This window comes from Gymnodinialimonas sp. 202GB13-11, from assembly GCF_040932485.1.
GTDB classification, from domain to species: Bacteria; Pseudomonadota; Alphaproteobacteria; order Rhodobacterales; family Rhodobacteraceae; genus Gymnodinialimonas; species Gymnodinialimonas hymeniacidonis.
In genome coordinates, this window is record NZ_JBFRBH010000001.1 from 1,987,610 (window position 1) to 2,011,711 (window position 24,102).

The window sequence follows — 24,102 nt, forward strand, 5'->3', positions numbered from 1 at the left end:
GCGATCACCGCGGCTTTTTTTATCCTCAGGCATTTGCGCGTCAAAGCTCAGTCGCGCTACCACCAAACAGGTGATCCATCGTAAGCGACGGCTGCGCGCAGCCGGCCTCGCCTACGATCTTGGCGGGCACACCGGCGACCGTTTTCATCGGCGGTACGGCTTCCAACACGACCGACCCGGCGGCAATGCGCGAGCAATGGCCGACCTCGATATTCCCAAGCACCTTCGCGCCCGCACCGATAAGAACGCCATTGCCGATTTTCGGGTGGCGGTCTTCCTCTTCCTTGCCAGTACCGCCAAGCGTCACGGAATGCAGCATAGATACGTTGTCACCCACCACCGCAGTCTCACCGATGACGATGGAATGGGCATGGTCGATCATGATCCCCTGCCCCACACGGGCACCGGGGTGGATGTCGACACCAAAGACCTCGGAGACGCGCATCTGGATGAAGTAGGAAAGGTCCTTACGGCCTGTCCGCCAAAGCCAATGGCCGACGCGGTAGGCCGTGATCGCCTGGAAGCCCTTGAAATACATCAAGGGTTGCAGGAAGCGGTGGCAGGCCGGGTCGCGGTCGTAAACGGCCACGATGTCGGCACGGGCCTGCGCACCAAGGGCCGGGTCCGTCGCAAAGGCCTCATCCGCGATCTCGCGCAAAAGCTGTTCGGACATCTCGGACGATGCCAGCTTTTGCGCCACGCGATAGGCGAGTGCATTCTCTAATGTGGGATGGTGCAGCACGCAGGCATGGACCAGACCGCCGAGCAGTGGCTCGTCGGAAATGGCAGAGGATGCCTCATCGGTGATCCGACGCCAAACCGGATCGACTTCGGTTACATGGGATTGCGTGCGGGCCATGGCTGGCCTCCTTTGCCTACCGTCATCGCCAAGATAAGGCAGCGGCAGGCAAAGGTCCATGCAACGATAATGTGAGAGTTGTCAGTTCAGCTTACAGATCACACTGGATCCGGCAGCGACAGCTCCGCGTAATGAGCCACGAGGCGGATCGTACCGCCCGCAAAATCGCCGCCCTGCGCCGTGATTTCCAGCGCCGTTGGCGACCAGAAGACCTGCGGCGCACCAGGGCCGTTGACCCAGGAGTTGAGCGGCAGCCCGAGGCCAGAGCCAAAGCGCTGCAAATCGCCGGTAACGCCCAGATCCCATGAGGAAACCGCACCGGTGATCGCCGTGATCACGCGGCCCGTCACGCCATAAGCAATTGAACGTGCTGGGAAAAGAACGGGCGTCGTGACGCTCGCGCCTGCGGTGAGGGTCACATCGACTTCAACCGATCTCATCGCAACCGACGCACCATTTGGCGTCATCGTCACGGCGCCAACGCGCCACGCCGCCCCATCAAAAATGGCCAGCGCCCCGGCATCCATCACCAGCGCCTGCCAGCCGCGCGACGGCGTCACGAAGACCCAACCGCCGCCCGAGGCGACGGCGACATTCCCCTCCTGCCCTGACCATGCATTCACGGCACCGGTGGGCACGGCATAGGCCAGCCCGTCAATGGCTGCGGGCGGTGTCGTTTCTGTCACCGAGGTCAGGCGCAACTGCGTTACGCCATCCAGACGCACCAGCGCCTCGTTCACCGTCACGTGCTTTTGCGCTTGCGCCGGGGCCAGCAGCGGGAGGGCCAGATTTGCGGTCTCAGTCATTGATTTCGGTCCTTGCAAATGGCCCCGCCCCGAAGCGTTCGGAGACTTGGGCGACCCCGATGGAATAGGTGCTTTGCGTCCCATCAGTGGTGCGCATAGCATCGGTGTACGTGAAGGCGGGCGTGGTCAGGATTTCCTCGCGCCGGATCGCACCGGCATCCACGACCCGCAGGATGTATTGCTCAGACGCTTCGCCTAGCGGCACATCCGTGCCGCCCCAACTGTCGGCATCAATGCGGGATCGGCGGATCCAGCTGACCTGCCGCGCGCTACCGTCACGAGGCGCGCGCAGATGGACCGGGCTGTAGGGACGCAAGCCAATACCTTGAAATGCGATGCTTTTTTCCGTGTAGCTCGCATCATCAACGGCACGGCGCGACGGTCCGACGCGCCATGTGCGCACCAACCCGCGAGCGGAACTTGGCAGGTCCACCTGGGTCACAGCCGCATCCAGGAGCACAAAGATCGAGCCTTCCGGCCAAACCTCCGGCATGACGCCATCGGTGCCCAACTGTCCACGCAAGCGCATCCCGATGTCCCACGTTCCGGGGCCGACCAGTGTTGCTTCAGCAAACTGGATCACCTCCCACACATCGTCTTCACCCGACCCGATGGCTGCCGCGTTGGCGCCAGCCAGAACCGACGCCATCTCAGCCGAGGACAAGGCCCCTGTTTCAAGCTCAACCCGCAGCAAACCAGATCGGTCCCAAAGCCCGGATTTCTGTTTGAACAGAGGCGTTTGCAAGGTGCCGATGATGGCGGGTTGCTCCACGATCTTGTTCAGCGCAAAGCCGTCCGTTCCAGGCGCTGAATAGACGGCGGCGCTGCCCGGCCACGGGCTGGCGGCCACGGCCAGATGGGGAGCGTGTTCGACCTCGTCCCCGGTCAAAAGCGGAAGATCCATGAAAACGGGCGTGACGGGAAGCGGCGGCACGAACGGCTCGACCCGCACCGCCTCTTCCACCTCGTCGGAGGGGATGACCGTCGATGGTTCTACGCGGGAGGCTTCGATTTGCCTGTACCCGCGATCTTCGACCCGGTCGACGCGCCATGTATGGCCATCTTCCGTGGCCACCAAAGCGCCCGCGCCCAACGCACGGTCCGATGGCGGCAGCGCAAAGCGCAGCGTGTCTTGCGCCACGCGCCCCTCCGCCAACCAACGTTCGGCCATCCCCTGGCCTTCTGCGCTGGTCAATGCCAGCGGCAGATCCACGTCATTCACCTGATCCGCACCGTCGCCTGGGAAAACGGCCTCAGCGACCTTGTCGCCGTAGCTGCCCTCCGCCTCTGCAAACCCGATGCGCAAACGACCCACGGTTTCAGCCTCCGGCGCGCGGGTGCGCGTGAAACCGCCTTCTCCATCATCATCTCGCGCTGTTTCGGGCGCGTCGATGACCTTGGCCGGTGCATCCGGTAGCGGCAGAAAAACAAGCTTGCCGTCCCGCTCAACCGCCTGGAATCCATAGGCCATCATCAGCGATTGCAGACGTGCCCGCGCTGTTTCCGTTTGTGCTGAGACATGGCCTCGTACCAAGCCATACAATGCGGAGACGTCGTAGTGCGTCAGCCCAGCCCGTTCACAGATTTCGGCCACCACGAGATCAAGGGGCTGTGCATCCAGCCGCCCGGTCAGCCAGTGGCCCCGCTTCCAGTTCGCTCCGTCCGTCCAACGGTCGAGATCATTGGGAAAGGCCGGCCAAGGGCGCGCGTCCCACGCCCAGGCATGAGCGCGCGACATATCAAGCATCGCGCCATCATATTGGTCCGATCGAGGATTTCGCCCATCCTCGGCCCAGTAGTCCATAACCGCGCGCAAGTATTGCGCTTGGATCACATCATCGCGACGCCCGTTCGAGAAGTACGGAATATCGCTTTCCGAGCTTTTCGGGTCCAGGAACTTGTTCGGCTGGTTCGTCGCCTTATCGATGGCAGCGCACCCAAATTCCGTAAACCAGATTGGCTTGGATTTTGGGACCCAGGGCGTGGCCTCAAGCGGTTGCGGCTTGTCGCCAGTTTCAAAGTAAGGCGAGGCTGGCGCATATCCGGCTTCGACTTGCGCGCCCCATACCAGGATCGAGCGGATTGCCCCGTCAATTGCATTGCCAATGTGGAAATTGGTATCGACCGTCACGGCAAAGCTATGCTCGAAGCGTTGCCACGTGTCGGTGGCAATGAATTCCGGGCTATACTGGATGTGGTCCGCGACACTGTAGGTGAACATGCGGAACGGCTCGGCCCCATTTTCGGCCTTTACCCAGATCGACATGGTATAGGTGCCCGCTTCGCATTCAACAGTTTGCCGCGCTGCCGAAAGCGGGTGTACGCCGATGTTCAGACGGTCCGCAAAGGAGTCGAACGGTCCCGGCGCAACATCCGCATCTACGTTTGCGCCAACCTGGTACCGCCAAGGAAGTATCGAGAACGAATTGCTGTGTGGCAAAAGGTTATGCGGACGGATACCGCCGACGCGATTGTAATGCTCGTTCGTCCACCAATTGCGCAAATCCTTATGGCGAAATAGCCAGTCTTCCCCCTGAGAATCCTCGATCTTCGTGCGGCGTTGAGAGAGCCGTGCTTCTGACCCGGAATAGTACCAGTCGTAACCTTCTCCGCCCTCGATGTTGGACTTAAGCTGACCCAGTGCATGAAGGGGCCCATTCCCATAGTCGAGGTGGTCCACACCTTCGCGCCAATCGCTCAACGGCATGTAATTGTCGATCGCGATCACATCGATATTGTTGTCCGCCCAAAGGGCATCAAGATGGAAAAAGGCGTCGTCCGACCCGTCTTGTGGCCTGTACCCAAAGTATTCGGACCAATCCGCCGCATAAGTGATTTTGGCATTGGGCAACAGCACGCGCACTTCGGCAGCCAATGCGATGAGCTTCTCAACGGCAGGAAAGCCCTCATCGTCGCGCATTTGCGTAAGGCTGCGCATCTCTGACCCGATGCAAAAGGCCTCCACCCCGCCGGCAGCTGCGCACAGAGCGGCCCCGTGCAAAATGAACCGCGAATAGCTCCATTCGTTTGGCCCGCTGTAAGTGACACCGCCCGAGAATACGCCGAAATGCGAGGCTTTTGCGGTGCCAAAGAACGCTTCAACCGCCGTGCGGTTCGCCGCTGTGCCATCAGGCGAGCCGGCTTGACCGGGCGCAAGATCCCCCGTCATCCTCCCACGCCACGGCAAGGCCGCCTGCTCCGATCCGCCCCAAGGGTCCGGCAGACCGTTGCCCTCAAGGATTTCCATCAACAAGAACGGATAAAAGGTGACCTGCTGCCCGCCCTCCGCAATCGCCTGAATGGCCTGAATGACAGAGGTATCGGCCGGCGTACCCCCATAAACCGGGCGGTCATCGACACGCGCAATAGCCTCCGCCGACGACCGCGTGATTCCGCCCGCACGCCATGGCATGCCTTGGCCGTCAAAGCTGGTCTGTTCGACCTTGGGCTTTACGAGGCACTGGCACACACGCAGATCATCCCCGAACCAGGAATAGATCAGCGACAGCGATTTCAGGTTGGGCAGAGTTTCTCGGGCCTGTTCCAACGATTGCACAAAGTCGGTGGACCCGCCCTCCGCACTCACGTTCACGGCTTCGCCGCGGGTTAGCCCGTAGCGCATCGAAACGGGCGTCGTGGCCAGCGCGTATTCGCCAGTGCCGGGCATCAGAGCCAACGCCTGCACAGCTTCCGCAGCGGCGGGCACATGCGGTGCCATTGGCTTGGCGGCACGCACAACCTCAAAAGCGAATTGCGGTACGCGGTTGCCGTACGGCGTCAGGTCCAGATCTTCGAACACGACATAGGCGGTGCCGCGATAGGCCGGGACATTTCCCGCCCCTTCAACCGCCTCCAACAGCGGGTCTGGCATCTGATCCTGGGTGCCCTTGTAAAGCCGCCAAGTGACGCTTTCGCGGTCAATCTCCACGCCATCGGCCCAGATACGGCCGACGCGCGCAATCTCACCCTCGCACAAGGCAACGGCGAGGCTGATCGAATAGGAGTAGGTGGTTGTCTTTGGCTGTTGCGGCGCACCCTTGCCGCCGCCCGTGGTTCGCGACCGCTCAAGAAATTGCGTGGACCAAACCACATGGCCGCCCAGGCGCATACGCCCATAAAGCTGCGCAATCGGCGCGCCCTCACCAGCCCCGGTGATCCGAAGACGGTCGGTGCGGCCCGTTTCAATCGGTTGGCTTCCGGTTCCCAGAAGCCGTTGGTCAATAACACGGCCGAGGGTTGCGCCCGCAGCACGGCCCAGAACGGCCCCTGTCATGCCAAGGATCGGCGCCTGCACAAGGCCGCCCACCGCAGCACCGGCGGCAGATAGAAGAATGGTTGCCATGGGTTAGGGTCCTTTTAGGAGGTGCCGGGGGCCGGAAAGGCGAACCGCGCCGCCACGCGCCGCGCCCAAGGGGCCGTCAACGCATTCTCAGTGACACCGCGCCCGGAATAAGCGTGGATAAAACAGGGCGTGGGCGCGACAAGGCTTTGCAGCCCAACATGTTTCGCCACCGCATCGGAGCGCATGCGAAAGATCAAAACATCGCCTGGCGCAGCATCGTCGATGGCCTTTTGGGGCAAATGCGCGCGCGCGGCCTCAAGCAGGCGCTCCTCACCTGACACTTCCGACCAATCATTGGTGTAGGCAGGCACCGGGGCGGGCAAATCGCCGTGCACCTCACGCCAGATCCCCAGCAAAAGGCCCAGGCAATCGCAGCCTGCGCCCTTGCATGACGCCTGGTGGATATAGGGAGTGCCCAACCAAGCCCGCGCAGTTGAGACAACAAAGCTCACCGCCGTGATCCGCCGTCACGGGCGGACATGCGGGTCGGATGGGCCATTTGCCAATCCTCATCCGGGATATCAGGAAAACCACGAAAATTCAGCAGGTTGTTGAATTTAAGGCGGCATGTCTCCATCCGCTTGTCGCATCCTGCCGTCAGGCGCACTGAGTCCCCGGCCACCACATCAGCGCGGATCGTGTCCCACAGCTCGACCGTGCGCACATCATCTGAAATCCGGTCCAACTTCACCGCGCCACTCAGGCCCGCAGCCTCGCCCGTCAACACGCGCATTTGCCCACGCTCAAACCAGCGCGGCTCAAACTCAGTCTGGCCGTCAAAGGTGAAAACCCGGCCATCGGTCGACGTCACAGTGAATTCGCCCACATAGCCCGTCTGGTTGAGGTCAAACCCACAATCACCATCGCCCAGAACCGCCGGACATGACCGTTGAAACACACGCCCGGTGGGCACGTTCAATTTTTCGGCCAAACCACGCAATTCGGCGGAAAACGCCCCGTTCGCGCGTGTTATCTCACCCAGCGAGCCACGGAATTGCAGCACCCGGTTCTGCGGCGCGCCCCACTGAACAAGCCAGGCTTCAACCTCCGCGCCGTCAAACCGACCGGCGAAGATGTCGTCCTCGGAGATCGTGGCATCAGTCAACGCGCCAACGGCCTCCGTATTGTCGACCGAAAGCCCGGTGGTCTGACTCAATGCAGCCGCGCTCAGTCCGGTGCCCGCACGAAAGGTGGTGCCATCAAAATCCAGGTCGCAATCATGGTCGGTGAAGCCGTAGCTTTCGCCATCACTGCGGGTTACGCGCCAGCAGCGCGACACGCCCGTGGTGCCAGATTTCAGATGTTCATCAAGCGCTTGAACACTCATATCCGGATCTCCACGATCGGAACATTGGGCACTTCCCCGGCTTGAAACGACGCAACCGAGGTCTGGATGCTGTCGGTGTCAAAGCGCACCGGGACGTCAAATTCGAACCCTGCCGTGACCTCCACACCATTCGGCGGAGCATCGACAAAGGTGATCTCGCCCGTGGTGTAGTTCACGTCGAAATGCACGCCTGCGACCTGCTCATCCACCGACACCCCGGCCAGAACTGTCCCCTCCACCGGCTTGGAGATCGGCCGTGCGTAAGAGTTGATGCCAGACTGATAGGTTTTGGTGAGTTGAAAGGTCCTCGTCTCTCCGTCGCCCGCCGCAATCACCTGATCGCGGAAACCGGGTGTGCCTGAGGGTTTGGTCGTTTTGAAATCAGACCAGTCCTTCCAACGGAATCCGTACAGCTGGCCACGTCGTGCCTCGAAGAAGTCGATCAATACCGAAATATCGTCGAGCGAGCGCATCGCCACACCCGCGTCATAACGCCTGCGCGAATGCGCCCAGGGCGTGTTGCGTTCCTCGAACCCGTTGGTCAGCGCCACCACATCCGTGCGCCGTTCCGGCCCACCAACCGAGCCAAAGCTCAGGTTGGCGGGGAAGCGAACCTCATGAAATCCCATGATCTTTCTCCCTTACCGGTTCCGCTGACCACGCGCCAAAGCGCGCTGCATCTCGGCAGCCACCTGGCTGGATGAGCGACGGAAGCCCTGCACGTCGGGCGTTGTGATGTTCATCGTAACGCTGACATTCCCGCCGCCCCCGGCAGACGCGACGCCGAGCTTGCCATCCGGCCCACGGCGTAGGGGCATGATCGCCTCAGGCCCTGCCTCGCCCATCAGGCCCGTGCCACCGCGCATGGGGAAGGTTGTGGGGCCGTTCACAATGCCACCCCGCGCAAAAGGCATCACACGCCCCTGGCTGATCGCGCCGCCCTTCTCAAACGGCATGATGCCGGACAGCAGCCCGTTCATCCCATTGGAAATCGCCGACCCCAAGGCGTTTTGCACAGGCCGCATCGCCGTGTTGTAGGCTGCATCCACCATGCTCGTCGCAACGCTGCGCAAGGCATCGGACAGGCGCATCCCATCAAAAACCACTCCATCGAAGGCCCGCCGCAAACCACCGCCAATCGCGCGGCTCATCGAGTTCACCTCGCGGCCCGTGTAAAGCATCGCCCCCTGCATCTCGCGCAGCTCTCCCTGGAACGCCGCCGCCATGGTGGTTGCGCCGCTCAGGCTCTGCTCCAGCTCCGCAATTTCGGCATCGAACCGACCGAGCGTGTCATCCATCTCTGTCATCTGGGTCCTCATCTTTCGTGTCAGGGAAGCGCGCCAGAAGCGCCTCGAACGCATCACGTCTGAGTGGCGCGGCCCCGCTTTCGGGGCCGAGCAGGATCAGGAATTCGGTTGGGGTCAGCGCCCAGAATTCAGCAGGGCTTAGGCCAAGCCCTTGAAAAGCCGCGCGCATCAACGCGGGCCAGTCAAAGCCGTTGGCCTCGCTCATTCCGGCGCGGGCTGGAAGGCCAGCACCAGAAGCCGCGCCGCGATGGCCGCCGCTTCGATCAAACCGCCCTCAATCTCAGCATGGAGCAGGTCGATCATGTCGCCACGCCACCCGCCGCCTCGCAGACCGGCACAGATCAGCGCCAGCACATCGGACGATTTCAAGCCATCGCCTTCAAATCGAGACACCATTTCAGTTAGTGACCCCGCCCCCATGCGATCTTCCAACTCGGCCAACGCGCCCAGCGTCAGCTTCGCCTCATGCCGCTCGCCGTTCAGGACAAGCGCCACCTCCCCGGTCCAAGGGTTGGCCATGGCTCAAACCGCCGTAAAGGTCAGGGCGCCAGCAGAGGCCATCGAAATCTCATAGGTCGCCTCACCATCATGGGTGCCCGCATATTCGATCGAGGTGATCTGAAACGCGCCTTCCACGACGCCAAAATCGGGGATCACAACCTGGAAATCGGGCATCTCGCCCTCAAAGAAGATATCTCGCGCACGCTCATCGGTGGACGTGTCGCGAAAAATGCCGGACCCACTGATCGCCGCCGATTTCACACCACCGCCGCGCAGCAATTCGCGCCAGCCGCCGGTCGATTCCAGGCTGGTGACGTCCACGCTTTCTGAGTTGAACGACAGGCGGCTGGCCCGCAGGCCCGCCATCGTCTCGAACACGCCATTGCCGTCCATGTCGACCTTGACCAAAAGGTCCTTACCACTTTGTGCCGTCATTGGGCTTCTCCAGTATTGTCAATAAGTTGCGATGGGCGCTCAGGCGTCCGTCGTATCGATCCGGGCGCGAAACCAAACCTCGATTTCGCGTGTATTCTCGATCCGCCGGGCACGCGCCCGAAGGAAGTTAAGAGCAATCAGCGAACCGCGCGTCAGGGTCAGGTTCGCGTCCACCAGCGCATCCGAAATCGCCGCTGCGATCTGTTTGGCGACGTGATAGCCAGCGGCATCCGTGACCACAGTGACCGGAAAATCGTGCACCGCGCCCGAGCCGGTTTTGTCCGACGCATCGCGCGCACGTTCCGCGCCAAGGCGGACGTAGATGGACGGCACCGCACCTGCGGGCAATGCATCGTAAATTGCCCCGTCGGTCAGGCCCGAGACATTCACATCTGCCGTCAGCGCACCGAAAACGGCGGATTGCAAAGCGGCTGTAGCAGCGTAGCTCATGCGCCCACCTCCTCTTTGACGAAGCAGATCAGATAACGGCCCTCGGCCTCGGCTTCCGTCACGGCTTCAATGCGGTAGATCCGGTCGCCATCCCGAAACCGCATCGCTGCGGTTGGACGGCTCGGCGCGCCTTGCGGCGCAGCACGGACGGTGACTTTCAGCTTCAGTTCCGAGGCTTCGACCTCACGGCCCGCACCCCGGGGCAGAACCTCGCCCCAGATGATGCCAAGCGGTGCCCAGGTTTCCGCAAACCCGCCCGCCCCATCACTGACCCGGCTCGGAGCCTCAAGGATGAGCTTTCGGTTGAACTGCGGCGGTCTCATACCACACCTCGCAGCCGCAGCTGGCGGTAAGGCTCGATCAGGCCCATCACATGGGGCGACATGCGCCGCGGCTCTCCGTCGCGTAGGTTGTAGAATTCCGCCGCCAGCGCCAGAAGCCCGTGCTTCAAATCCGCCGGAATACCTTCCCAATCCGCGCTGAACCCGGCGGTGAACGTCACCTCAATGGAGCCGCCCGCCTCAGGCGCAGGCAAACGCGCGCCGGTCGCCACAAGACGTGGGCGGTGAGCGTCGGGTTGCACGGTGTAAGAACCTGTGTCCGCGACAATCGTGTCACCGACGCGCGAAATCAGCGTAATGGCTTCAATGTCGACAATTGGTGCCAGCGGCATGGGATGGGACTCGATGTCCGTCCAAAGCATCAGGGTCATTACAAACTGGCGCTGAAACAGAGCTTTGTTGATCCGCGCCTCGATCGCCGCCATGGCCGAGCGCAAACAGGTTTCCAACTGCGCGTCCTGGCTGCCGTCATCGGCAAACCCGGAGGACAGGCGCAGGTGGTCCGACAATGCACCAATCGGCAATACCGCCGCCGGGACGGAGGTCAGTTCGACCATCATCATGTTGAATTCTCCGGGAAAAATCTGGTTGGGATGTTGGGGCGTGGCGCCGACCTCCGCGCTGCTCATGCGGAGAGACGCGCAGCTGGACCCGCGAAGGCCCGCATTCCACGCCCCTTCCAGCCCGGGCTCTGCCGGACTGGATCGGGTCAAGCGTCGCTTAGGCGGTGCCGAACTTCATCAGCTTGATCGCGGCAAAGTCCGTCACGTCGCCGCCCACGCGCTTGGTGGCATAGAACAGGACGTGCGGCTTGGCCGAGAACGGATCACGAAGAACACGCAGATCGGGGCGTTCGGCAATAGTGTAGCCAGCGCCGAAGTCGCCGAATGCAATCGCCATGGCGTCCGTTGCGATGTCGGGCATGTCTTCCGCGATCAGAACCGGGTAGCCCATCAGGCGTGCAGGCTCACCCGCTGCCAGACCATCCGACCAGAGGAAGCGGCCGTCAGCGTCCTTCATCTTGCGCACGGCACCAGCCGTTTTGGAGTTCATCACGAACGTCGCATTGGCGCGGTACTGGGCACCGAGCGAGTAGACGAGGTCCACAATCGCATCGGCCGGATTGGTGCCGTCGAAATCACCGTCTGTGCCGGTCGCCACGTAACCCACATTGCCCCAGGTCCACGACGCGTTGTCGACGGTCGGATGGTTCAGCAGACCCGTCGGCTTGCCAGAGCCGTCGCCATTGATGAAGCTATCAGCTTCAGCACGGGCGAACTTGTCGGCGATACGACCGGCCAGCCAGCCTTCGATGTCAAATGCGCTGTCATCCAGCAGACGCTGCGACGCTTTGGGCAGGGCCGAAAGCTCGTGCAGGGCAATCGAAATGCGCTCGATCTGCGGCGTGTCGGTCTCGGCGGTGGACGTAACTTCATCGGCCCAACCGGCACCGGTGTCGGTGGAGTCGATCAGCACATCGAACGATGTTGCCTCGACCTGCACAACACTGGCCACGGACCGCAGCGAGGAGGAGGAACGCAGAACGGACTGGATCATCTCAGATGTCTGAGGATCGACCAGATAGCCACCTTCGGCATTGACGGCGGTGTTCATCGCCTTGCCTTCTAGCTCAAGGCCGCGCAGACCTTCATCATCGCCGCACTGAAGATAAGTCTTGAGGGCCAGCTTGTGAGGCGCCTGGCTGTCGATCTCGGTCGACAGGGCCGGACGGGCGAAGGTATTCGTCTTGGTATTCAGCATGGTGATACGCTCTTCCTGCTTTTGAAGCTTTGCATTCATGTCGTCTTGGAATTGGTTGAATTCGCTCAAGAACCCGCCGATCGCGGTCTTGACTTCAGCCATGGGGGTGCTGTCCGCGCCCCCGTCATGGGTCTCGGTCATGAGATTTCCCTTCTGGTGGAAACGGGGGCCCGAAGGCCCCCTCGATCAGCGGGCCTTGCGCGCCGCCAGAGTGCGGCGGGCGTCCTCGAACACCTGCGCCAGGTCTTGGAGCGCGTCGGATTTACCCTCATGGGATCCAACCCGCGCCTCGGGTAGCATTGGAAAGGTTACAAGCGAGACCTCCCAAAGCTCCACCTCGTTCAGGAGCCTGCGGCCCCTGTCATCTTTGCTCGCCTTTACAGTGCGATAGCCGATGGACAGCCCATCGATGGCGCCCGCCTTGGTCAGCGCCGCCGCCTCTCGGGCACGGGCAACATCTTCCAGCAGACGGCCTTTGACATAGAGGCCCTTGTCGTCTTCGCGGACCTCATCCCAGATGCCAATCGGCTCACGCGGATCGTGCTGCCACAGCATCTTGACCTGACGACCAGCTGCCAACGACGCCTTGTAAGCCCCCGGCTGCACCACGTCGCCGCCCTGATCGACGGAGCCAAACAGCGAGGCATAACCCTCGATCACATGGTCTTCGCCCAAGGTCAGTTCGTCATTAAAGCGGTGGAATTTCACTTCCAACCCGCTTTCGGAAAATCCCTGCATATCAGGCTCCTATCCGCCGATGTTGAGGTTTAGTAGGTGGTTCACACCCTGCGCGAGGATCACCGAGACGACGCCAAATACCGCCAGCCACAGGCGCTTTTCCAAGCGCATCAGCGCCGTCTCGATCCCCTGCAGGCGAAAGGTCAGCGCCGCCCACCGCTCTTCCATCACGCGCTCATTGGCTTCGATCCGGGCATTGGCCGCATCAAAAGGCGCGTAAAGGTAGCGGGAGCCGCCGATTTCCTTCCCCTCGCTCATTCCGGTTGCTCGGGCAGGCCCAACATCCGGCGCTTTTCGCCATCCGTCAGAAAGCTGGCCTCAGACACGCGCCGCCATGCAGCCTCGCGTTCAGCGGCAAGGGCAGGCACTCCATCAAGGTCCGGCGCGATTTCAATCACGTCCCCCGCAAGGCCCGAGATCCAGTGCGACAGCGACGCCCAGACACGGCTCGCCAGCGGCAGCACAGTCAGACGATAGAAAGCCCGGTTCGCCTCGGCATAGTTTGCATAGGTCGCATCCCCTGGAATGCCCAACAGCATGGGCGGCACGCCGAAGGCCAGCGCGATATCCCGCGCCGCCGCCTCTTTCGTCTTCTGGAACTCCATGTCCGAGGGCGAGAAGCCCATCGGCTTCCAATCGAGGCCCCCTTCCAGCAACATCGGCCGGCCCGCATTCCGCGCGCCCTGATGGTGGCTTTCCAGCTCCATCTGCAACCGATCGAACTGGTCTTGGCTCATCGTGCCAGCCCCGTCCAAACCACTGTACACAATCGCACCAGAAGGCCGCGCGGCGTTATCCAGCAAGCCCTTCGACCAGCGCGCCGCCGAATTGTGCACATCAATCGCCGTCGCTGCCGCCTGAATGGGCGCAAGGCCGTGATGATCATCCTGCGGGTGGAAATTGCGGATATGGCAGATCAACTCTGCCGGAAAGCGGTGCTTCCGGCTGCCCACGGTATAGTCATACGCCGAGGGCCAGCCATCGGCGCCAGGCACCAGGCTCATCCGGTCCGACCGCAGCACATGCAACTCCGCCGGATACCCTTCCTCCGGCTGCACGGCCTCCACATAGGCGTTCCCAGACAGCATCAACTGCGCAAAGGCCGCCTCCAGCAAATCCGCCCGCGTCTGCCCCGCATTGGGCCGCGACAGAAGCATAAGCGCGGGATGGGTGTCATAGCGGCGCTCGGCATCCTTGCAGATGACCGGCAACGCGGCCGCCGCCTCCGCGATCACTTTCACCGCGCGGTAGCCCACCGGATTGCCCAGAAAGCCATTCTTCGTGAGTGAGCCGACATCGCGCGGGCTCCACACCACCCGGCCCGAGGCAGCACCCCATACCGCCACCTTCGCACTGGCCGAGGCTTTGGCCTCGGGCGCGTCCACCGGTGATTTCTTCAAGAAATCCAGAACCATATGGCCTCTCCTCAGGTCATGACTAGAGATCCGGCAGGCCGGACCACGGGGCGAATTGCCCATGTTTCAAAGGTTGCGAATACCGGGGTTCAGTCGCGCCTTAGCCGGCACGATCATCCCCTCATGCAGCGCCCAAACCAGCGCATCCACACGGTCGGGGGAGCCTTTTCCCTCAAAGCCCGATAGGGCCATCTTGCACATCTCATCTTCCAGCTGGGGCAGCACGCCCAGATGCCGCACACGGCCCTGTTCGTACAAAGCTGCGACCGGTTCGGCCCGCGCCACCTTGCCCACACTGGCCCGCACTTCGCGGAAGTTGATCAGCGGATCGACCAGCCGGACCGTTTCCGTCACTAACTGCCCGCCCTGGTTCACCTCACCCACCATCCGGCTCGCGCCATGGCGGTGATAGGCGGCCACGGCCACTTCGGCCCACTGTTGCGGCGAGACGCCCTGGACCGAGCAATCCTCGATCACCACGGCTTCCCACTGGTTCGGATCACCGCTCTCGATGATCCCCACAACCACGATCCCGCACGCATCGGAGCCTTTGTGCCCTGTCACCGGCGGATCAACGGCCACGATCACCCGGGCCCCTTCCGGCACCTCCGACATGCGCTGCGCGTCGATACCGGCGCGCGTCCACAGCGCGTTCTCAACATCGTCGAGCAACACGCCATCCAGTTCCTGCCGCCCCAACCGCTGATCTCCGTAACGCGCCCGAACTTCTGTCAGGAACGAATCCGCCAGATAGGCCCGGTTCGCCTCGGTCGGCGCATGGGTATGCGCCACATCCTGGCGCGCCAGCAATTCCTTCAACACGTCCACATTCCGCGGTGTCGTCGTCACGATCTGCTGCGGGTGTTTCCCCAACCGCAGACCGAATTGTAGCATGTCCCATGTCTCCTGCGCCTTGGGCCATTTGGCCAGTTCATCGGACCAGGCCAGATCAAATTGCGGCCCCCTCAGCGCCTCCGGGTCGTGGGACGAGTATAGCCGTGCCTCCGCCCCATTTGGCCAAACCAGCATCCGCTCACCCGCCACCCAACGCGGAACCCGGTCGGGCGGAGAGCAGGCAATCAACCCGCTCTCCCCTTTCACCATAACCGCCAGCGCTTGGTCATAGGTCTCGCCCACCAGTGCCACGCGGCGGGCCCCGCCGGGGGCGTCAGGCGTATCGCCTTCTACCATCGACCGGACCCATTCTGCACCGGCGCGCGTCTTACCCGCGCCCCGGCCACCCAGCACGACCCAGGTGCGCCAATCCCCCGATGGCGGCAGTTGATGCGGCAGCGCCCAGAATTCGAAAATCCAGGGCAAGGCTGCCAGCGCATTGTCATCCAGGCTCTCCAGAAACGCCTGCTCCTGCGACGGCGTCGCGGAGGCAAGCAAGCCGGAGGCCGATCTCAGATCGGGCTGCTCCGAGGTCGAGTTGCCCTGCGCCACTTGCGCCGAACCGTTTGCTTCCTGCGTCATGGGCTTTCTCCCGCATCGTCATGGCCAGCATGTACGCACCGTTCATCTGGCGAACGGCTTTGCTGACCTCATCTTCGCCCACAGCAGGCTCAGCCCTCAGTTTCTTGCAGCTGTCACGCAGTGCTTCGACGGCAACATCGAATGCCTCCTGTGCCTGCTCCACAAGCATATCGGCCCGCTCCGGTTCCGGCGTGGTCGTTTCAATCACATCTTCCATGGTCATTACCCCGTGTCCGTAGATCACTCTCGGGCACGAGCAGAATGCGGGCGGACTTCCTGCAACCGACAGCGTCTTGCGACACCGGCTCACACGGCACAAAAAAACGGCCGTCGGAGGCAGCTACCCCCGGGCCGTTGACCCACATCTTCCAGCGTGCCTAAAGAGGTGCCATGGACCGTTCGATCGGTCAAGAAGTTTTGTCTTTTCAGTTGGTTAACGGGCGCACCGCACGCTAACCAATCATTAACCAGACCGCATTTTCCGCAGCAAATTCAACACTCCGCAGGGGCCTGAAGCCGGGCGCGCCCTTCATTGTTCCACAAATATGCAATTACAACGGCACGCCTTAATGCAGCGCGGGCGCTCAAAACACCCTGCGGGACGGTGGGAGGGGCGAGGTTCGCGCGTTTTGCGCCTGCAAAACACGCGGACCAGCGTCTCCCCCGGCGCTCGTCAGTTCCCGTCGTTGCGTTCCGCCTCAATCTCTCGCCAGCGCGCGACATTGCGGTTGTGCTCTTCCAAAGTCACCGCAAAGGCATGGCCGCCCGTGCCGTCGGCCACGAAGAAGATGAAGTCCGTCTCATCCGGGTTCAGCGCCGCTATGATCGCGTCCGCACCCGGGTTGGCAATCGGCGTCGGCGGCAGGCCGTCGATCACGTAAGTATTCCAAGGCGTCTCACCGCGCAGTTCAGACTGCCGCAAGCCGCGCCCCAAAATACCACGCCCGTTCGTCACCCCGTAGATCACTGTTGGGTCCGTCTGCAGCCGCATCCCCGTATTCAAACGGTTGATAAAGACAGAGGCCACGCGCCCACGCTCTTCCGGCACGCTCGTCTCTTTCTCGATAATGGAGGCAAGGATCAGCGCCTCCTCCGGCGTGGAAATCGGCAGGCCCGGCGCGCGGTTCTCCCACGCATCTGCCAAAATCCGCTCCTGCGCCGCCTGCATCTCCGCAATCAGCTCCATCCGGTCTTCGCCCCGGTTCACCTCGATCGTGGCGGGGGCAAGCGAGCCTTCAACCGGAATGTCAGGAATCTCCCCATCCAGGAAGTCCGCCGCCAAAAGCCCCTGCACCACCTGCCAAGAGGTCAGCCCTTCCGGGATCACCAGCCGGTAGATCATCGGCACCTCTTGCTCCAGTAGGGCGGCATATTCCTCGGGAATACCGTCTTCATATGCGAACCGCGCGATCTCCTCGACCTCACCGGTGCCTGGTACCCGTTCACTCAACCGCAACTGGCCAGAACCGGAATTTCGCAGCACGTATGTCGCGCGATACCGGAACGAAGACGGCCCGCCAGCCGTCACGATATCGAGGACTTGTTCCATCGTGGCACCCGCCGGGATCTCGTAGTTCCCGAACCGCAAATCGCCAGATCTGTCTGCCGCCCGCACCCCAACCCGGAAAATCGCGGCCGAGCGGATCACCCCCGCCGCTTCCAGCCGTTCCGAAACTTCGCCCAGCGTATCGCCTTGCTCCACCTCGAAGAACGCGGCGGTCTCCAACGGCCCCGCCGCGTCCCACTGGTTTTTGCCCCAGCCAAGCGCCGCCGCCGCTGCAATCAATGCAACGATCAGAAAGGACATGCCGTTTGCGGCGATGTGTTTCCACATATGCGGGTTACTCCACCTGGCCCATGATCAGGCAGGCATTGGTGCCGCCGAACCCAAACGAATTCGACTGCGCAATCCGGATCTCACCTTCCTGCTTGGCATTGGCACACAGGTTGATCTCGGTCTCAGCCGCAGGGTTGTCGAGGTTGATCGTGGGCGGAGCCACATTGTCCCGGATCGCGAGGATCGAGAAGATCGCCTCAATCGCGCCAGCAGCCCCCAGCAAATGCCCGGTCATGGACTTGGTCGAAGACATGCGCACGTTCTTGGCGTGATCGCCCATCAAACGCTCCACGGCGCCAAGCTCGATCGTATCCGCCATGGTCGAGGTGCCATGGGCATTCACATAGTCAATGTCGCTCGGCTGCAATCCAGCTCGCTTCAAGGCCGCGCGCATCGCACGCTCCGCGCCTTCATGGTCTGGCGGTGGGGCCGTGATGTGATGTGCATCACCCGACAAACCGTAACCAAGGATTTCTGCGTAAATCTTCGCGCCACGGGCCTTCGCGTGCTCGTATTCTTCCAGCACGACCATACCGGCACCTTCGCCCATCACGAAGCCATCGCTGTCCGCGTCCCATGGGCGCGATGCCTTCTCCGGCTCATCCGCGCGTTTCGTACTCAACGCCTTGCATGCATTGAAGCCTGCAATCCCGATGGCACAGATCGGGCTTTCCGCCCCACCCGCGATCATAACATCGGCATCGTCCAGCGCGATCAGACGCGCCGCATCGCCGATGGCATGCGCCCCCGTGGAACAGGCCGTCACAACCGAATGGTTCGGCCCCTTGTAGCCATAGCGGATCGAAACCTGACCCGAGATCAGGTTGATCAACGCACCGGGCACAAAAAACGGTGACACACGCCGCGGCCCGCGTTCGTTCAGAACAATGGACGTATCCGCAATGGATGACAGACCGCCAATACCGGCACCAATCAAACAGCCCGTGCGCTCAAGGCTTTCCGTATCTTCCGGCGTCCAGCCCGCGTCGGCAATCGCCTGATCCGCAGCCGCCATGCCGTAAAGAATAAAGTCATCGACCTTGCGCTGTTCCTTGGGCTCCATCCAATCGTCAGCGTTGAATGTACCGTCCGACCCGTCGCCATGCGGAATTTCGCACGCATAAGTGGTGCCGAACCCTTCGGCGTCGAACCGCGTGATCGGCCCCGCCCCGGATTGCCCGGCCAAAAGCCGCTCCCAGGTCTTCTCAACACCACATGCCAGGGGTGTCACCAACCCCAGACCTGTCACAACCACTCGACGCATTATTCGGCCCCCGCGATTTCCAGTGCGGTCAGTTACCGGAAAGCGCGTGTTGGGTGCAATGCCTTCCAACACGGCAGATATTTATAAGGCGGGCATATGCCAACCACCGGGTTTAACCGAAAAAACACAACTCAAGCGGTACTACAGGTCGAAGTGCTGCGCAGATTTCCGATGAACACCCTTTTTCAACACCCTCCGTCTTTCGCCCGATGGGCCTTCACCGCCGTTGTTGCGATGCTGTGTCTCTCACCCACGAACGCACTTGCGTGCCAATCCTTTGCACCAATTGCCCGGTTGGCTGCCCACGGTCAGACCTTGGCCCGCTCGAACGATCAGCGCGAATTACAGCGCGTCGCTGCATTGATCCGAAGTGACCTTGCTCAAGTCGATGAAAACCGTGTCGCAACTGTTTTGCGAGAGGACTTTCCATTCGCGGAACGTGATTGGATACCTCGCGCCCTTTCGGCGTTAGAGACAATGGCCGTAGCTGCTGAAGATGGTCGGATCGAAGACATCCAATCGGTCGCAGAACGGCGCTTCATGATCGTCGCGTTGGGGCGTTTTGCTTTGGCGGCACCGCGACACCAATGCGCCACAGGATTAACGACACCAGCATTTCCCACCGCCCAAGTGCAACAAATTGGCGGAGAAGCCACTTCAATTGTCGAAGAAATGCCTGCGCGCGAGACCCAAAATTACAGCGCCTCGTCAGGTCGGATTTCGCAAACAGCAGCAATTGGTGGCACGTTTTTGCTTTTGATTGTTCTGGCTCTGGGAAGTTTCTGGATGTGGCGGCGCTTCGTGCGGGGGAAACGATCAGAAACGCGCAAATTATGCGAATATCCTACCGAAATATCGACCGCAGGTGCGACAGGCCTGGTCGGGTGGGCGAACGAGGTTTTGGGGCGAGACGAAGATGCAGACAGGTCTGAATGCCAGGCCACCCGCCTTATCGACTTTTCGTTAAATGGGGCCTGCTTGACGCAACCAGAAAAAGAAATCGAAAAGGACCGGGTTCAGTTTCGCGTTGGCGACAACTGGTTGAGCGGGACTATCAAATGGTCCAACCAAACCTGTTTTGGCGTCGTTCTTGATGAACCTATGACGCCTGAACAGATCGGGCACATCCGAGAAACGACCAAAAAGAAGAACGCACGCTCCAATTTTCGCTTCCGGCGGAAAGAGCAGCTTGCCTAGCGCTATCGGCTTCGCTCGGCACCCGTTTGTGCCAAAGAAAAGCGGCGGCCGGATCGCTCCGCACCGCCGCCAATTCTAAATCAAGGAAGACCTTACTGGGCTTCGTTGATGAACTTCACCGCGTCACCAAACGTCTGGATCGTTTCAGCTGCGTCATCGGGGATCTCGATGCCGAACTCTTCTTCAAAAGCCATGACCAGCTCAACCGTATCCAGCGAGTCTGCGCCCAGGTCGTCGATGAACGAGGCGGACTCGGTCACTTTCTCTTCGTCAACGCTCAGGTGCTCAACAACGATCTTCTTCACGCGATCTGCGATGTCGCTCATTTTAAGGTCCTCATGGTCTTTCAGGGTTCCGCCCGTGTCGGCTGCCCTTGTTTCAGTACTGCCGTTCCGGCCGCTCAATGTGCCATCGCACCTTTTATCAGGTGGTCAGGCCCGACCGGTGGAACAAGCCCCCCGGCAATTCTCGCGCCGCCTATAGCATATGTTTCGCCCATGTCCATGCCCCGTGCGCGGGTTTCTGACGTAGGGGAAAGCGCGTCACAGCATCGCCATGCCACCATTCACATGCAGGGTCGTGCCGGTCAAATAGCCCGCCTCGGGGCTCGCCAGGAAAAGGGTCGCAGCTGCGATTTCTGCAGGCGTGCCCATGCGTCCTGCCGGAATCTGCGTAAGGATCTTGGATTTCTGGTCATCCGTCAGCTTGTCAGTCATCGCAGTCTCGATAAAGCCCGGCGCCACACAGTTTACGGTGATCCCGCGGCTTGCCACCTCATAAGCAAGGCTTTTCGACATGCCGACCATCCCAGCCTTGGAGGCTGCGTAATTGCCCTGCCCCGGATTGCCGGTGGCCCCAACAACGCTTGAGATATTCACGATCCGCCCCCAACGCGCCTTCATCATGCCGCGCAACGCACCCCGGCAAAGCCGCATGGTCGAGGTCAGATTCACATCCAAAACGCTCTGCCATTCTTCATCTGACATCCGCATGAACAGATTATCGCGGGTGATGCCCGCATTGTTGACGAGAATGTCGAGCGAGCCCATGGCGGCAGCGGCCTCTTTCGGCAAAGCGTCGACGGCTTCGGAATCACTCAGGTTGCACGGCAGCACGTGCGCCCGCTCACCCAATTCAGCGGCCAGTGCTTCCAGCGGCTCCACCCGTGTGCCCGATAGGCCCACAGTCGCACCTGCCCCATGCAAAGCCCGCGCAATATCTGCGCCAATCCCACCAGACGCGCCCGTAACCAGCGCCGCTTTTCCCGTTAGATCCGTCATTCTGTCTCCCCTCTTCCCAATCAGCCGTTGATCGCAGCCGCAGCGGCCCGCACATCGTCTGCCGTTCCCACGGCCGCGGTCGTGGCAGCGCGCTCAATCCGTTTTATCATGCCAGACAAAGCCTTTCCCGCTCCGATTTCGTAGAACTCGGTCACACCCTCGGCCACGATCCACTCCATGCTTTCGCGCCAGCGGACCCGGCCCGTGACCTGATCAACCAGATGATTGCGGATCACCATGGCCGAGCTTTCGGCGCGCGCGATCACATTGCCAACCAGCGGGACAATCGGGGCTTGCAGGTCCACATGGCTGAGCGCCTCAGCCATCGCGTCGGCGGCGGGCTGCATCAGAGCGCAGTGGAACGGGGCCGAGACCGGCAAAAGCAGCGCACGTTTAGCGCCCTTCTCCTTGGCGATCACCGTGGCGCGCTCAACCGCTGCCTTATGGCCCGAGATCACGACCTGCGCCGGATCATTGTCGTTTGCCGCCTCGCAAACCTCACCTTGCGCGGCTTCCGCAGCAACCGCCGTGACCGTATCGAAATCGAGGCCAAGAATGGCCGCCATGGCCCCTTCCCCGGCAGGTACCGCCGCCTGCATCGCCTCACCACGTAAGCGCAGAAGGCGCGCGGTGTCGGCAAGGCTCAACGCACCCGCCGCGCACAGAGCCGAATATTCACCCAAGGAATGGCCTGCTACAAAATCAGCCGCCGTCACCTCGACCCCTTCGGCCTTCAGGGCTGCCATTGCAGCCATGGAGGTTGCCATCAAAGCGGGCTGCGCATTGCGGGTCAGCGTCAGCGTCTCTATCTCACCATCCCAGATCAGCGCTGAAAGCTTTTCGCCCAAGGCCGCGTCGACCTCTTCAAACACAGCGCGCGCCGCTGGATAGGCATCCGCCAGATCACGGCCCATTCCGATGGTTTGCGCCCCTTGTCCGGGGAATACGAATGCGCGGGTCATTTTGGCGCTCCTGCTGAACCTCAATTGTTGCAGGATTGGCTACAGCACAGGCGCGATTGGCGCAACGGCAGACGGCGCCCCGTTTCCGAGACGCCGTCCAACACTTCAAGTCCGGGAATTGAGCGGTCTTACCAGCCGCGCACTTCCAAACGGGTGGAGCAGGTGCTGGGATAGTACCCACCGATCCAGATATCGACACGACCGTTGAGGTCCGCCGTATCCGTCAGACGCAAGCGCGACCGCGTGTGCGACGGATAGTTGTAGTCGTCGTTGAAGTGGAACGTTCCCGACGCGTCGCGGATCAACAGCGTCGTGTCACAGCTTGTGGCTTCCACGAGGAACTGCACCGTATCGAACTGGGTCATGTCGCTCAGGTACATGGTGAAGGTCGGGTTTGCGTCAAAGAAACCACGTGCATACGGCATGCCGCCACCACAGGTCCGCAAATCGGTGAATCCGCTATGCGTGATCGTGTGGTCATACGAATTGCCGAAGTCCGAGCCATCCGACACCAGCGGCGAGCCGTCGTAGAAATTGTTCGGGCACCCCGCCACAGCCGGGCTGGCCGTCGGTGGGAACGGATCGTTATTACCGCCCGCATTCGGGTCATTCGGGTCGTTGGGATCAGGATCGGGATCCGGGTTTGGATCGGGATCGGGATCAGGATCGGGGTTTGGATCGGGATCAGGGTCCGGGTCGGGATTGGTGCCACCGCCGGTTGTCCCGCCGCCGGTCGTCCCACCACCGGTCGTGCCACCGCCGGTCGTGCCGCCGCCCGTGGTGCCGCCACCGGTCGTCCCACCGCCAGTGGTGCCACCACCGGTCGTTCCGCCGCCGGTGCTGCCGCCACCCGTGTTTCCAGTGCCGCACGTATCGGCGCCGTTGCACTGATCGCCAGCTTCCGTGTCGGGCAGAACGGCCAGGTCCGCATCCCAGGCGGTCTCAAACATGCCACCCTGCATCTCACCGCGGATCACCGCGGAATGCTCTGACAAATCTGCATTTGTCGTATCGGCCATCCAAACGCCGACCCCCACAAGTGCGGCCATCACGACGACATAGTCGATCGTGACGACACCTTTGTCTTTTGTCCAAAACGGGTGGAACACCTGTGGCCTCCAATCCAATCTACCAAAGCCGCAACACGCGGCCAAAATACGCTCTTCCGCCCGCATGGACGGAATTCTCCGACGCTTTTGTCTCAAGACATCGTGGTCGAAATGGGGCGAAAGGCGGCAATCATGTAGACAGTTCGTTGCCGGACCGGCATCAATCGCGACGCCAGGTCGAGGGGTGGACACGGGCCACGCACGCGCCTATACGCGCGCATCGCTTCGTCGTGCATTTTTGAACGGCGTGATCCCTCGTGGCCGGGGGCGAAGCGAAAATCGCCCGGCCTTTGAAATGCGCCCTGAAAACTGAACTGGAGTTCCCATGCCTCTCTACGAGCATGTGATGATTGCGCGTCAGGACCTGTCCAACGCGCAGGCCGAAGCCCTCAACGAGCATTTCGGCACTGTCCTCAAAGACAATGGCGGCAACGTGGTCGACACCGAATATTGGGGTGTGAAGACCATGGCCTACAAGATCAACAAGAACCGCAAGGGTCACTATTCCTACATCCGCACCGACGCACCGTCGGAAGCGGTACAGGAAATGGAACGCCTGATGCGCCTGCATGACGACGTGATGCGCGTCCTGACCGTCAAGGTCGACGCCCACGAAGAGGGCCCCTCGGTCCAGATGCAGAAACGTGACGAACGCGACGGCCGTCGCGAGCGCCGCTGATTCTTTGAAAGGATAA

Annotated in this window: 27 protein-coding genes; 2 read left to right on the forward strand and 25 right to left on the reverse strand. The window is 61.5% G+C overall.

All coding sequences use genetic code 11. From position 1 onward, the window contains the following. Positions 1-40: 40 nt before the first annotated feature. The 21 genes from cysE to fabF all read right to left on the reverse strand — a co-directional run bounded on the left by cysE (position 41) and on the right by fabF (position 18,859). Positions 41-859 (reverse strand): serine O-acetyltransferase, encoded by an 819-nt coding sequence (gene cysE / locus V8J81_RS09980; protein WP_368475604.1) that lies wholly within the window; start codon positions 857-859, stop codon positions 41-43. 98 nt (positions 860-957) lie between these two features. Next, positions 958-1,665: a DUF2793 domain-containing protein gene (locus V8J81_RS09985; protein ID WP_368475605.1), complete on the reverse strand. Its 708-nt coding sequence runs from the start codon at positions 1,663-1,665 to the stop codon at positions 958-960. Continuing rightward, complete coding sequence (locus V8J81_RS09990) at positions 1,658-6,007, reverse strand: baseplate multidomain protein megatron (protein ID WP_368475606.1); 4,350 nt, start codon at positions 6,005-6,007, stop codon at positions 1,658-1,660. The genes V8J81_RS09985 and V8J81_RS09990 overlap by 8 nt, the downstream gene beginning before the upstream one ends. 14 nt (positions 6,008-6,021) lie before the next feature. Further along, positions 6,022-6,459, reverse strand: coding sequence for a C40 family peptidase (locus V8J81_RS09995; protein ID WP_368475607.1), 438 nt, complete (start codon positions 6,457-6,459; stop codon positions 6,022-6,024). After that, positions 6,456-7,334 carry a phage/gene transfer agent baseplate hub protein gene (locus V8J81_RS10000; RefSeq protein WP_368475608.1) on the reverse strand — a complete coding sequence of 293 codons (879 nt, stop codon included), beginning with the start codon at positions 7,332-7,334 and terminating at the stop codon, positions 6,456-6,458. The genes V8J81_RS09995 and V8J81_RS10000 overlap by 4 nt, the downstream gene beginning before the upstream one ends. After that, positions 7,331-7,963: a phage distal tail protein, Rcc01695 family gene (locus tag V8J81_RS10005; RefSeq protein ID WP_368475609.1), complete on the reverse strand. Its 633-nt coding sequence runs from the start codon at positions 7,961-7,963 to the stop codon at positions 7,331-7,333. The genes V8J81_RS10000 and V8J81_RS10005 overlap by 4 nt, the downstream gene beginning before the upstream one ends. 12 nt (positions 7,964-7,975) lie before the next feature. Beyond that, positions 7,976-8,641 (reverse strand): RcGTA-type gene transfer agent tail tape measure protein, encoded by a 666-nt coding sequence (locus V8J81_RS10010; protein WP_368475610.1) that lies wholly within the window; start codon positions 8,639-8,641, stop codon positions 7,976-7,978. Beyond that, positions 8,625-8,846 (reverse strand): rcc01693 family protein, encoded by a 222-nt coding sequence (locus V8J81_RS10015; protein WP_368475611.1) that lies wholly within the window; start codon positions 8,844-8,846, stop codon positions 8,625-8,627. Before V8J81_RS10015 ends, V8J81_RS10010 begins: the two co-directional genes overlap by 17 nt. Beyond that, positions 8,843-9,160, reverse strand: a complete 318-nt coding sequence (locus tag V8J81_RS10020) for a gene transfer agent family protein (protein ID WP_368475612.1) — start codon at positions 9,158-9,160, stop codon at positions 8,843-8,845. Before V8J81_RS10020 ends, V8J81_RS10015 begins: the two co-directional genes overlap by 4 nt. A gap of 3 nt (positions 9,161-9,163) precedes the next feature. Then, on the reverse strand, positions 9,164-9,577 hold the full coding sequence (locus V8J81_RS10025; RefSeq protein ID WP_368475613.1) for a phage major tail protein, TP901-1 family: 414 nt from the start codon (positions 9,575-9,577) through the stop codon (positions 9,164-9,166). A 39-nt stretch (positions 9,578-9,616) separates the two neighbouring features. Continuing rightward, positions 9,617-10,027 (reverse strand): DUF3168 domain-containing protein, encoded by a 411-nt coding sequence (locus tag V8J81_RS10030; RefSeq protein WP_368475614.1) that lies wholly within the window; start codon positions 10,025-10,027, stop codon positions 9,617-9,619. Beyond that, positions 10,024-10,350, reverse strand: coding sequence for a phage head closure protein (locus V8J81_RS10035; protein WP_368475615.1), 327 nt, complete (start codon positions 10,348-10,350; stop codon positions 10,024-10,026). Before V8J81_RS10035 ends, V8J81_RS10030 begins: the two co-directional genes overlap by 4 nt. Continuing rightward, positions 10,347-10,997 carry a head-tail connector protein gene (locus tag V8J81_RS10040; protein WP_368475616.1) on the reverse strand — a complete coding sequence of 217 codons (651 nt, stop codon included), beginning with the start codon at positions 10,995-10,997 and terminating at the stop codon, positions 10,347-10,349. Before V8J81_RS10040 ends, V8J81_RS10035 begins: the two co-directional genes overlap by 4 nt. 91 nt (positions 10,998-11,088) lie before the next feature. Continuing rightward, complete coding sequence (locus tag V8J81_RS10045) at positions 11,089-12,270, reverse strand: phage major capsid protein (protein WP_368475617.1); 1,182 nt, start codon at positions 12,268-12,270, stop codon at positions 11,089-11,091. Between the two features lie 45 nt (positions 12,271-12,315). After that, positions 12,316-12,867, reverse strand: coding sequence for an HK97 family phage prohead protease (locus tag V8J81_RS10050; protein ID WP_368475618.1), 552 nt, complete (start codon positions 12,865-12,867; stop codon positions 12,316-12,318). 9 nt (positions 12,868-12,876) lie between these two features. Beyond that, positions 12,877-13,125, reverse strand: a complete 249-nt coding sequence (locus V8J81_RS10055; protein WP_368475619.1) for a GTA head formation protein, RCAP_rcc01685 family — start codon at positions 13,123-13,125, stop codon at positions 12,877-12,879. Continuing rightward, positions 13,122-14,282, reverse strand: a complete 1,161-nt coding sequence (locus V8J81_RS10060; protein ID WP_368475620.1) for a phage portal protein — start codon at positions 14,280-14,282, stop codon at positions 13,122-13,124. Before V8J81_RS10060 ends, V8J81_RS10055 begins: the two co-directional genes overlap by 4 nt. Positions 14,283-14,348: 66 nt before the next feature. After that, the gene (locus V8J81_RS10065) at positions 14,349-15,692 is read right to left on the reverse strand and encodes a DNA-packaging protein (RefSeq protein ID WP_368477624.1); all 1,344 of its coding nucleotides are present in this window, start codon (positions 15,690-15,692) and stop codon (positions 14,349-14,351) included. Continuing rightward, on the reverse strand, positions 15,619-15,981 hold the full coding sequence (locus tag V8J81_RS10070) for a hypothetical protein (RefSeq protein WP_368475621.1): 363 nt from the start codon (positions 15,979-15,981) through the stop codon (positions 15,619-15,621). Before V8J81_RS10070 ends, V8J81_RS10065 begins: the two co-directional genes overlap by 74 nt. A gap of 450 nt (positions 15,982-16,431) precedes the next feature. After that, entirely contained in the window at positions 16,432-17,592 is a 1,161-nt protein-coding gene (mltG, locus tag V8J81_RS10075; RefSeq protein ID WP_368475622.1) for an endolytic transglycosylase MltG, read from the reverse strand. Between the two features lie 7 nt (positions 17,593-17,599). After that, a complete protein-coding gene (fabF, locus tag V8J81_RS10080) occupies positions 17,600-18,859 on the reverse strand; it encodes a beta-ketoacyl-ACP synthase II (protein ID WP_368475623.1) in 1,260 nt (419 codons plus the stop codon). Between the two features lie 96 nt (positions 18,860-18,955). On the opposite strand from fabF, the gene V8J81_RS10085 reads away from it, so the two are divergent. Continuing rightward, on the forward strand, positions 18,956-20,056 hold the full coding sequence (locus V8J81_RS10085; RefSeq protein ID WP_368475624.1) for a hypothetical protein: 1,101 nt from the start codon (positions 18,956-18,958) through the stop codon (positions 20,054-20,056). A 92-nt stretch (positions 20,057-20,148) separates the two neighbouring features. Here the strand turns inward: V8J81_RS10085 and V8J81_RS10090 are convergent, their stop codons facing one another. The 4 genes from V8J81_RS10090 to V8J81_RS10105 all read right to left on the reverse strand — a co-directional run bounded on the left by V8J81_RS10090 (position 20,149) and on the right by V8J81_RS10105 (position 23,407). Continuing rightward, a complete protein-coding gene (locus V8J81_RS10090) occupies positions 20,149-20,382 on the reverse strand; it encodes an acyl carrier protein (protein ID WP_368475625.1) in 234 nt (77 codons plus the stop codon). A 216-nt stretch (positions 20,383-20,598) separates the two neighbouring features. Beyond that, positions 20,599-21,336 (reverse strand): 3-oxoacyl-ACP reductase FabG, encoded by a 738-nt coding sequence (gene fabG, locus V8J81_RS10095; protein ID WP_368475626.1) that lies wholly within the window; start codon positions 21,334-21,336, stop codon positions 20,599-20,601. Between the two features lie 20 nt (positions 21,337-21,356). Next, positions 21,357-22,298, reverse strand: a complete 942-nt coding sequence (fabD, locus tag V8J81_RS10100) for an ACP S-malonyltransferase (RefSeq protein ID WP_368475627.1) — start codon at positions 22,296-22,298, stop codon at positions 21,357-21,359. 128 nt (positions 22,299-22,426) lie between these two features. Further along, positions 22,427-23,407, reverse strand: coding sequence for a hypothetical protein (locus V8J81_RS10105; protein WP_368475628.1), 981 nt, complete (start codon positions 23,405-23,407; stop codon positions 22,427-22,429). 325 nt (positions 23,408-23,732) lie between these two features. On the opposite strand from V8J81_RS10105, the gene rpsF reads away from it, so the two are divergent. Next, complete coding sequence (gene rpsF, locus V8J81_RS10110; RefSeq protein WP_368475629.1) at positions 23,733-24,086, forward strand: 30S ribosomal protein S6; 354 nt, start codon at positions 23,733-23,735, stop codon at positions 24,084-24,086. Positions 24,087-24,102 lie beyond the last annotated feature (16 nt).

Bases quoted from the DNA above. Each gene is read 5' to 3' on its own strand.
- mltG (WP_368475622.1), bottom strand. From the start codon at position 17,592: ATGTGGAAACACATCGCCGCAAACGGCATGTCCTTTCTGATCGTTGCA.
- V8J81_RS10010 (WP_368475610.1), bottom strand. From the start codon at position 8,641: ATGACAGAGATGGATGACACGCTCGGTCGGTTCGATGCCGAAATTGCG.
- V8J81_RS10040 (WP_368475616.1), bottom strand. From the start codon at position 10,997: ATGAGCAGCGCGGAGGTCGGCGCCACGCCCCAACATCCCAACCAGATT.
- V8J81_RS10020 (WP_368475612.1), bottom strand. From the start codon at position 9,160: ATGGCCAACCCTTGGACCGGGGAGGTGGCGCTTGTCCTGAACGGCGAG.
- V8J81_RS10005 (WP_368475609.1), bottom strand. From the start codon at position 7,963: ATGGGATTTCATGAGGTTCGCTTCCCCGCCAACCTGAGCTTTGGCTCG.
- V8J81_RS10090 (WP_368475625.1), bottom strand. From the start codon at position 20,382: ATGAGCGACATCGCAGATCGCGTGAAGAAGATCGTTGTTGAGCACCTG.
- V8J81_RS10025 (WP_368475613.1), bottom strand. From the start codon at position 9,577: ATGACGGCACAAAGTGGTAAGGACCTTTTGGTCAAGGTCGACATGGAC.
- rpsF (WP_368475629.1), top strand. From the start codon at position 23,733: ATGCCTCTCTACGAGCATGTGATGATTGCGCGTCAGGACCTGTCCAAC.
- V8J81_RS10055 (WP_368475619.1), bottom strand. From the start codon at position 13,125: ATGAGCGAGGGGAAGGAAATCGGCGGCTCCCGCTACCTTTACGCGCCT.
- cysE (WP_368475604.1), bottom strand. From the start codon at position 859: ATGGCCCGCACGCAATCCCATGTAACCGAAGTCGATCCGGTTTGGCGT.
- fabD (WP_368475627.1), bottom strand. From the start codon at position 22,298: ATGACCCGCGCATTCGTATTCCCCGGACAAGGGGCGCAAACCATCGGA.
- fabG (WP_368475626.1), bottom strand. From the start codon at position 21,336: ATGACGGATCTAACGGGAAAAGCGGCGCTGGTTACGGGCGCGTCTGGT.
- V8J81_RS10070 (WP_368475621.1), bottom strand. From the start codon at position 15,981: ATGACCATGGAAGATGTGATTGAAACGACCACGCCGGAACCGGAGCGG.
- V8J81_RS10015 (WP_368475611.1), bottom strand. From the start codon at position 8,846: ATGAGCGAGGCCAACGGCTTTGACTGGCCCGCGTTGATGCGCGCGGCT.
- V8J81_RS10060 (WP_368475620.1), bottom strand. From the start codon at position 14,282: ATGGTTCTGGATTTCTTGAAGAAATCACCGGTGGACGCGCCCGAGGCC.
- V8J81_RS10030 (WP_368475614.1), bottom strand. From the start codon at position 10,027: ATGAGCTACGCTGCTACAGCCGCTTTGCAATCCGCCGTTTTCGGTGCG.
- V8J81_RS10050 (WP_368475618.1), bottom strand. From the start codon at position 12,867: ATGCAGGGATTTTCCGAAAGCGGGTTGGAAGTGAAATTCCACCGCTTT.
- fabF (WP_368475623.1), bottom strand. From the start codon at position 18,859: ATGCGTCGAGTGGTTGTGACAGGTCTGGGGTTGGTGACACCCCTGGCA.
- V8J81_RS10000 (WP_368475608.1), bottom strand. From the start codon at position 7,334: ATGAGTGTTCAAGCGCTTGATGAACATCTGAAATCTGGCACCACGGGC.
- V8J81_RS10035 (WP_368475615.1), bottom strand. From the start codon at position 10,350: ATGAGACCGCCGCAGTTCAACCGAAAGCTCATCCTTGAGGCTCCGAGC.
- V8J81_RS10085 (WP_368475624.1), top strand. From the start codon at position 18,956: ATGCCAACCACCGGGTTTAACCGAAAAAACACAACTCAAGCGGTACTA.
- V8J81_RS10045 (WP_368475617.1), bottom strand. From the start codon at position 12,270: ATGACCGAGACCCATGACGGGGGCGCGGACAGCACCCCCATGGCTGAA.
- V8J81_RS09990 (WP_368475606.1), bottom strand. From the start codon at position 6,007: ATGGCAACCATTCTTCTATCTGCCGCCGGTGCTGCGGTGGGCGGCCTT.
- V8J81_RS09985 (WP_368475605.1), bottom strand. From the start codon at position 1,665: ATGACTGAGACCGCAAATCTGGCCCTCCCGCTGCTGGCCCCGGCGCAA.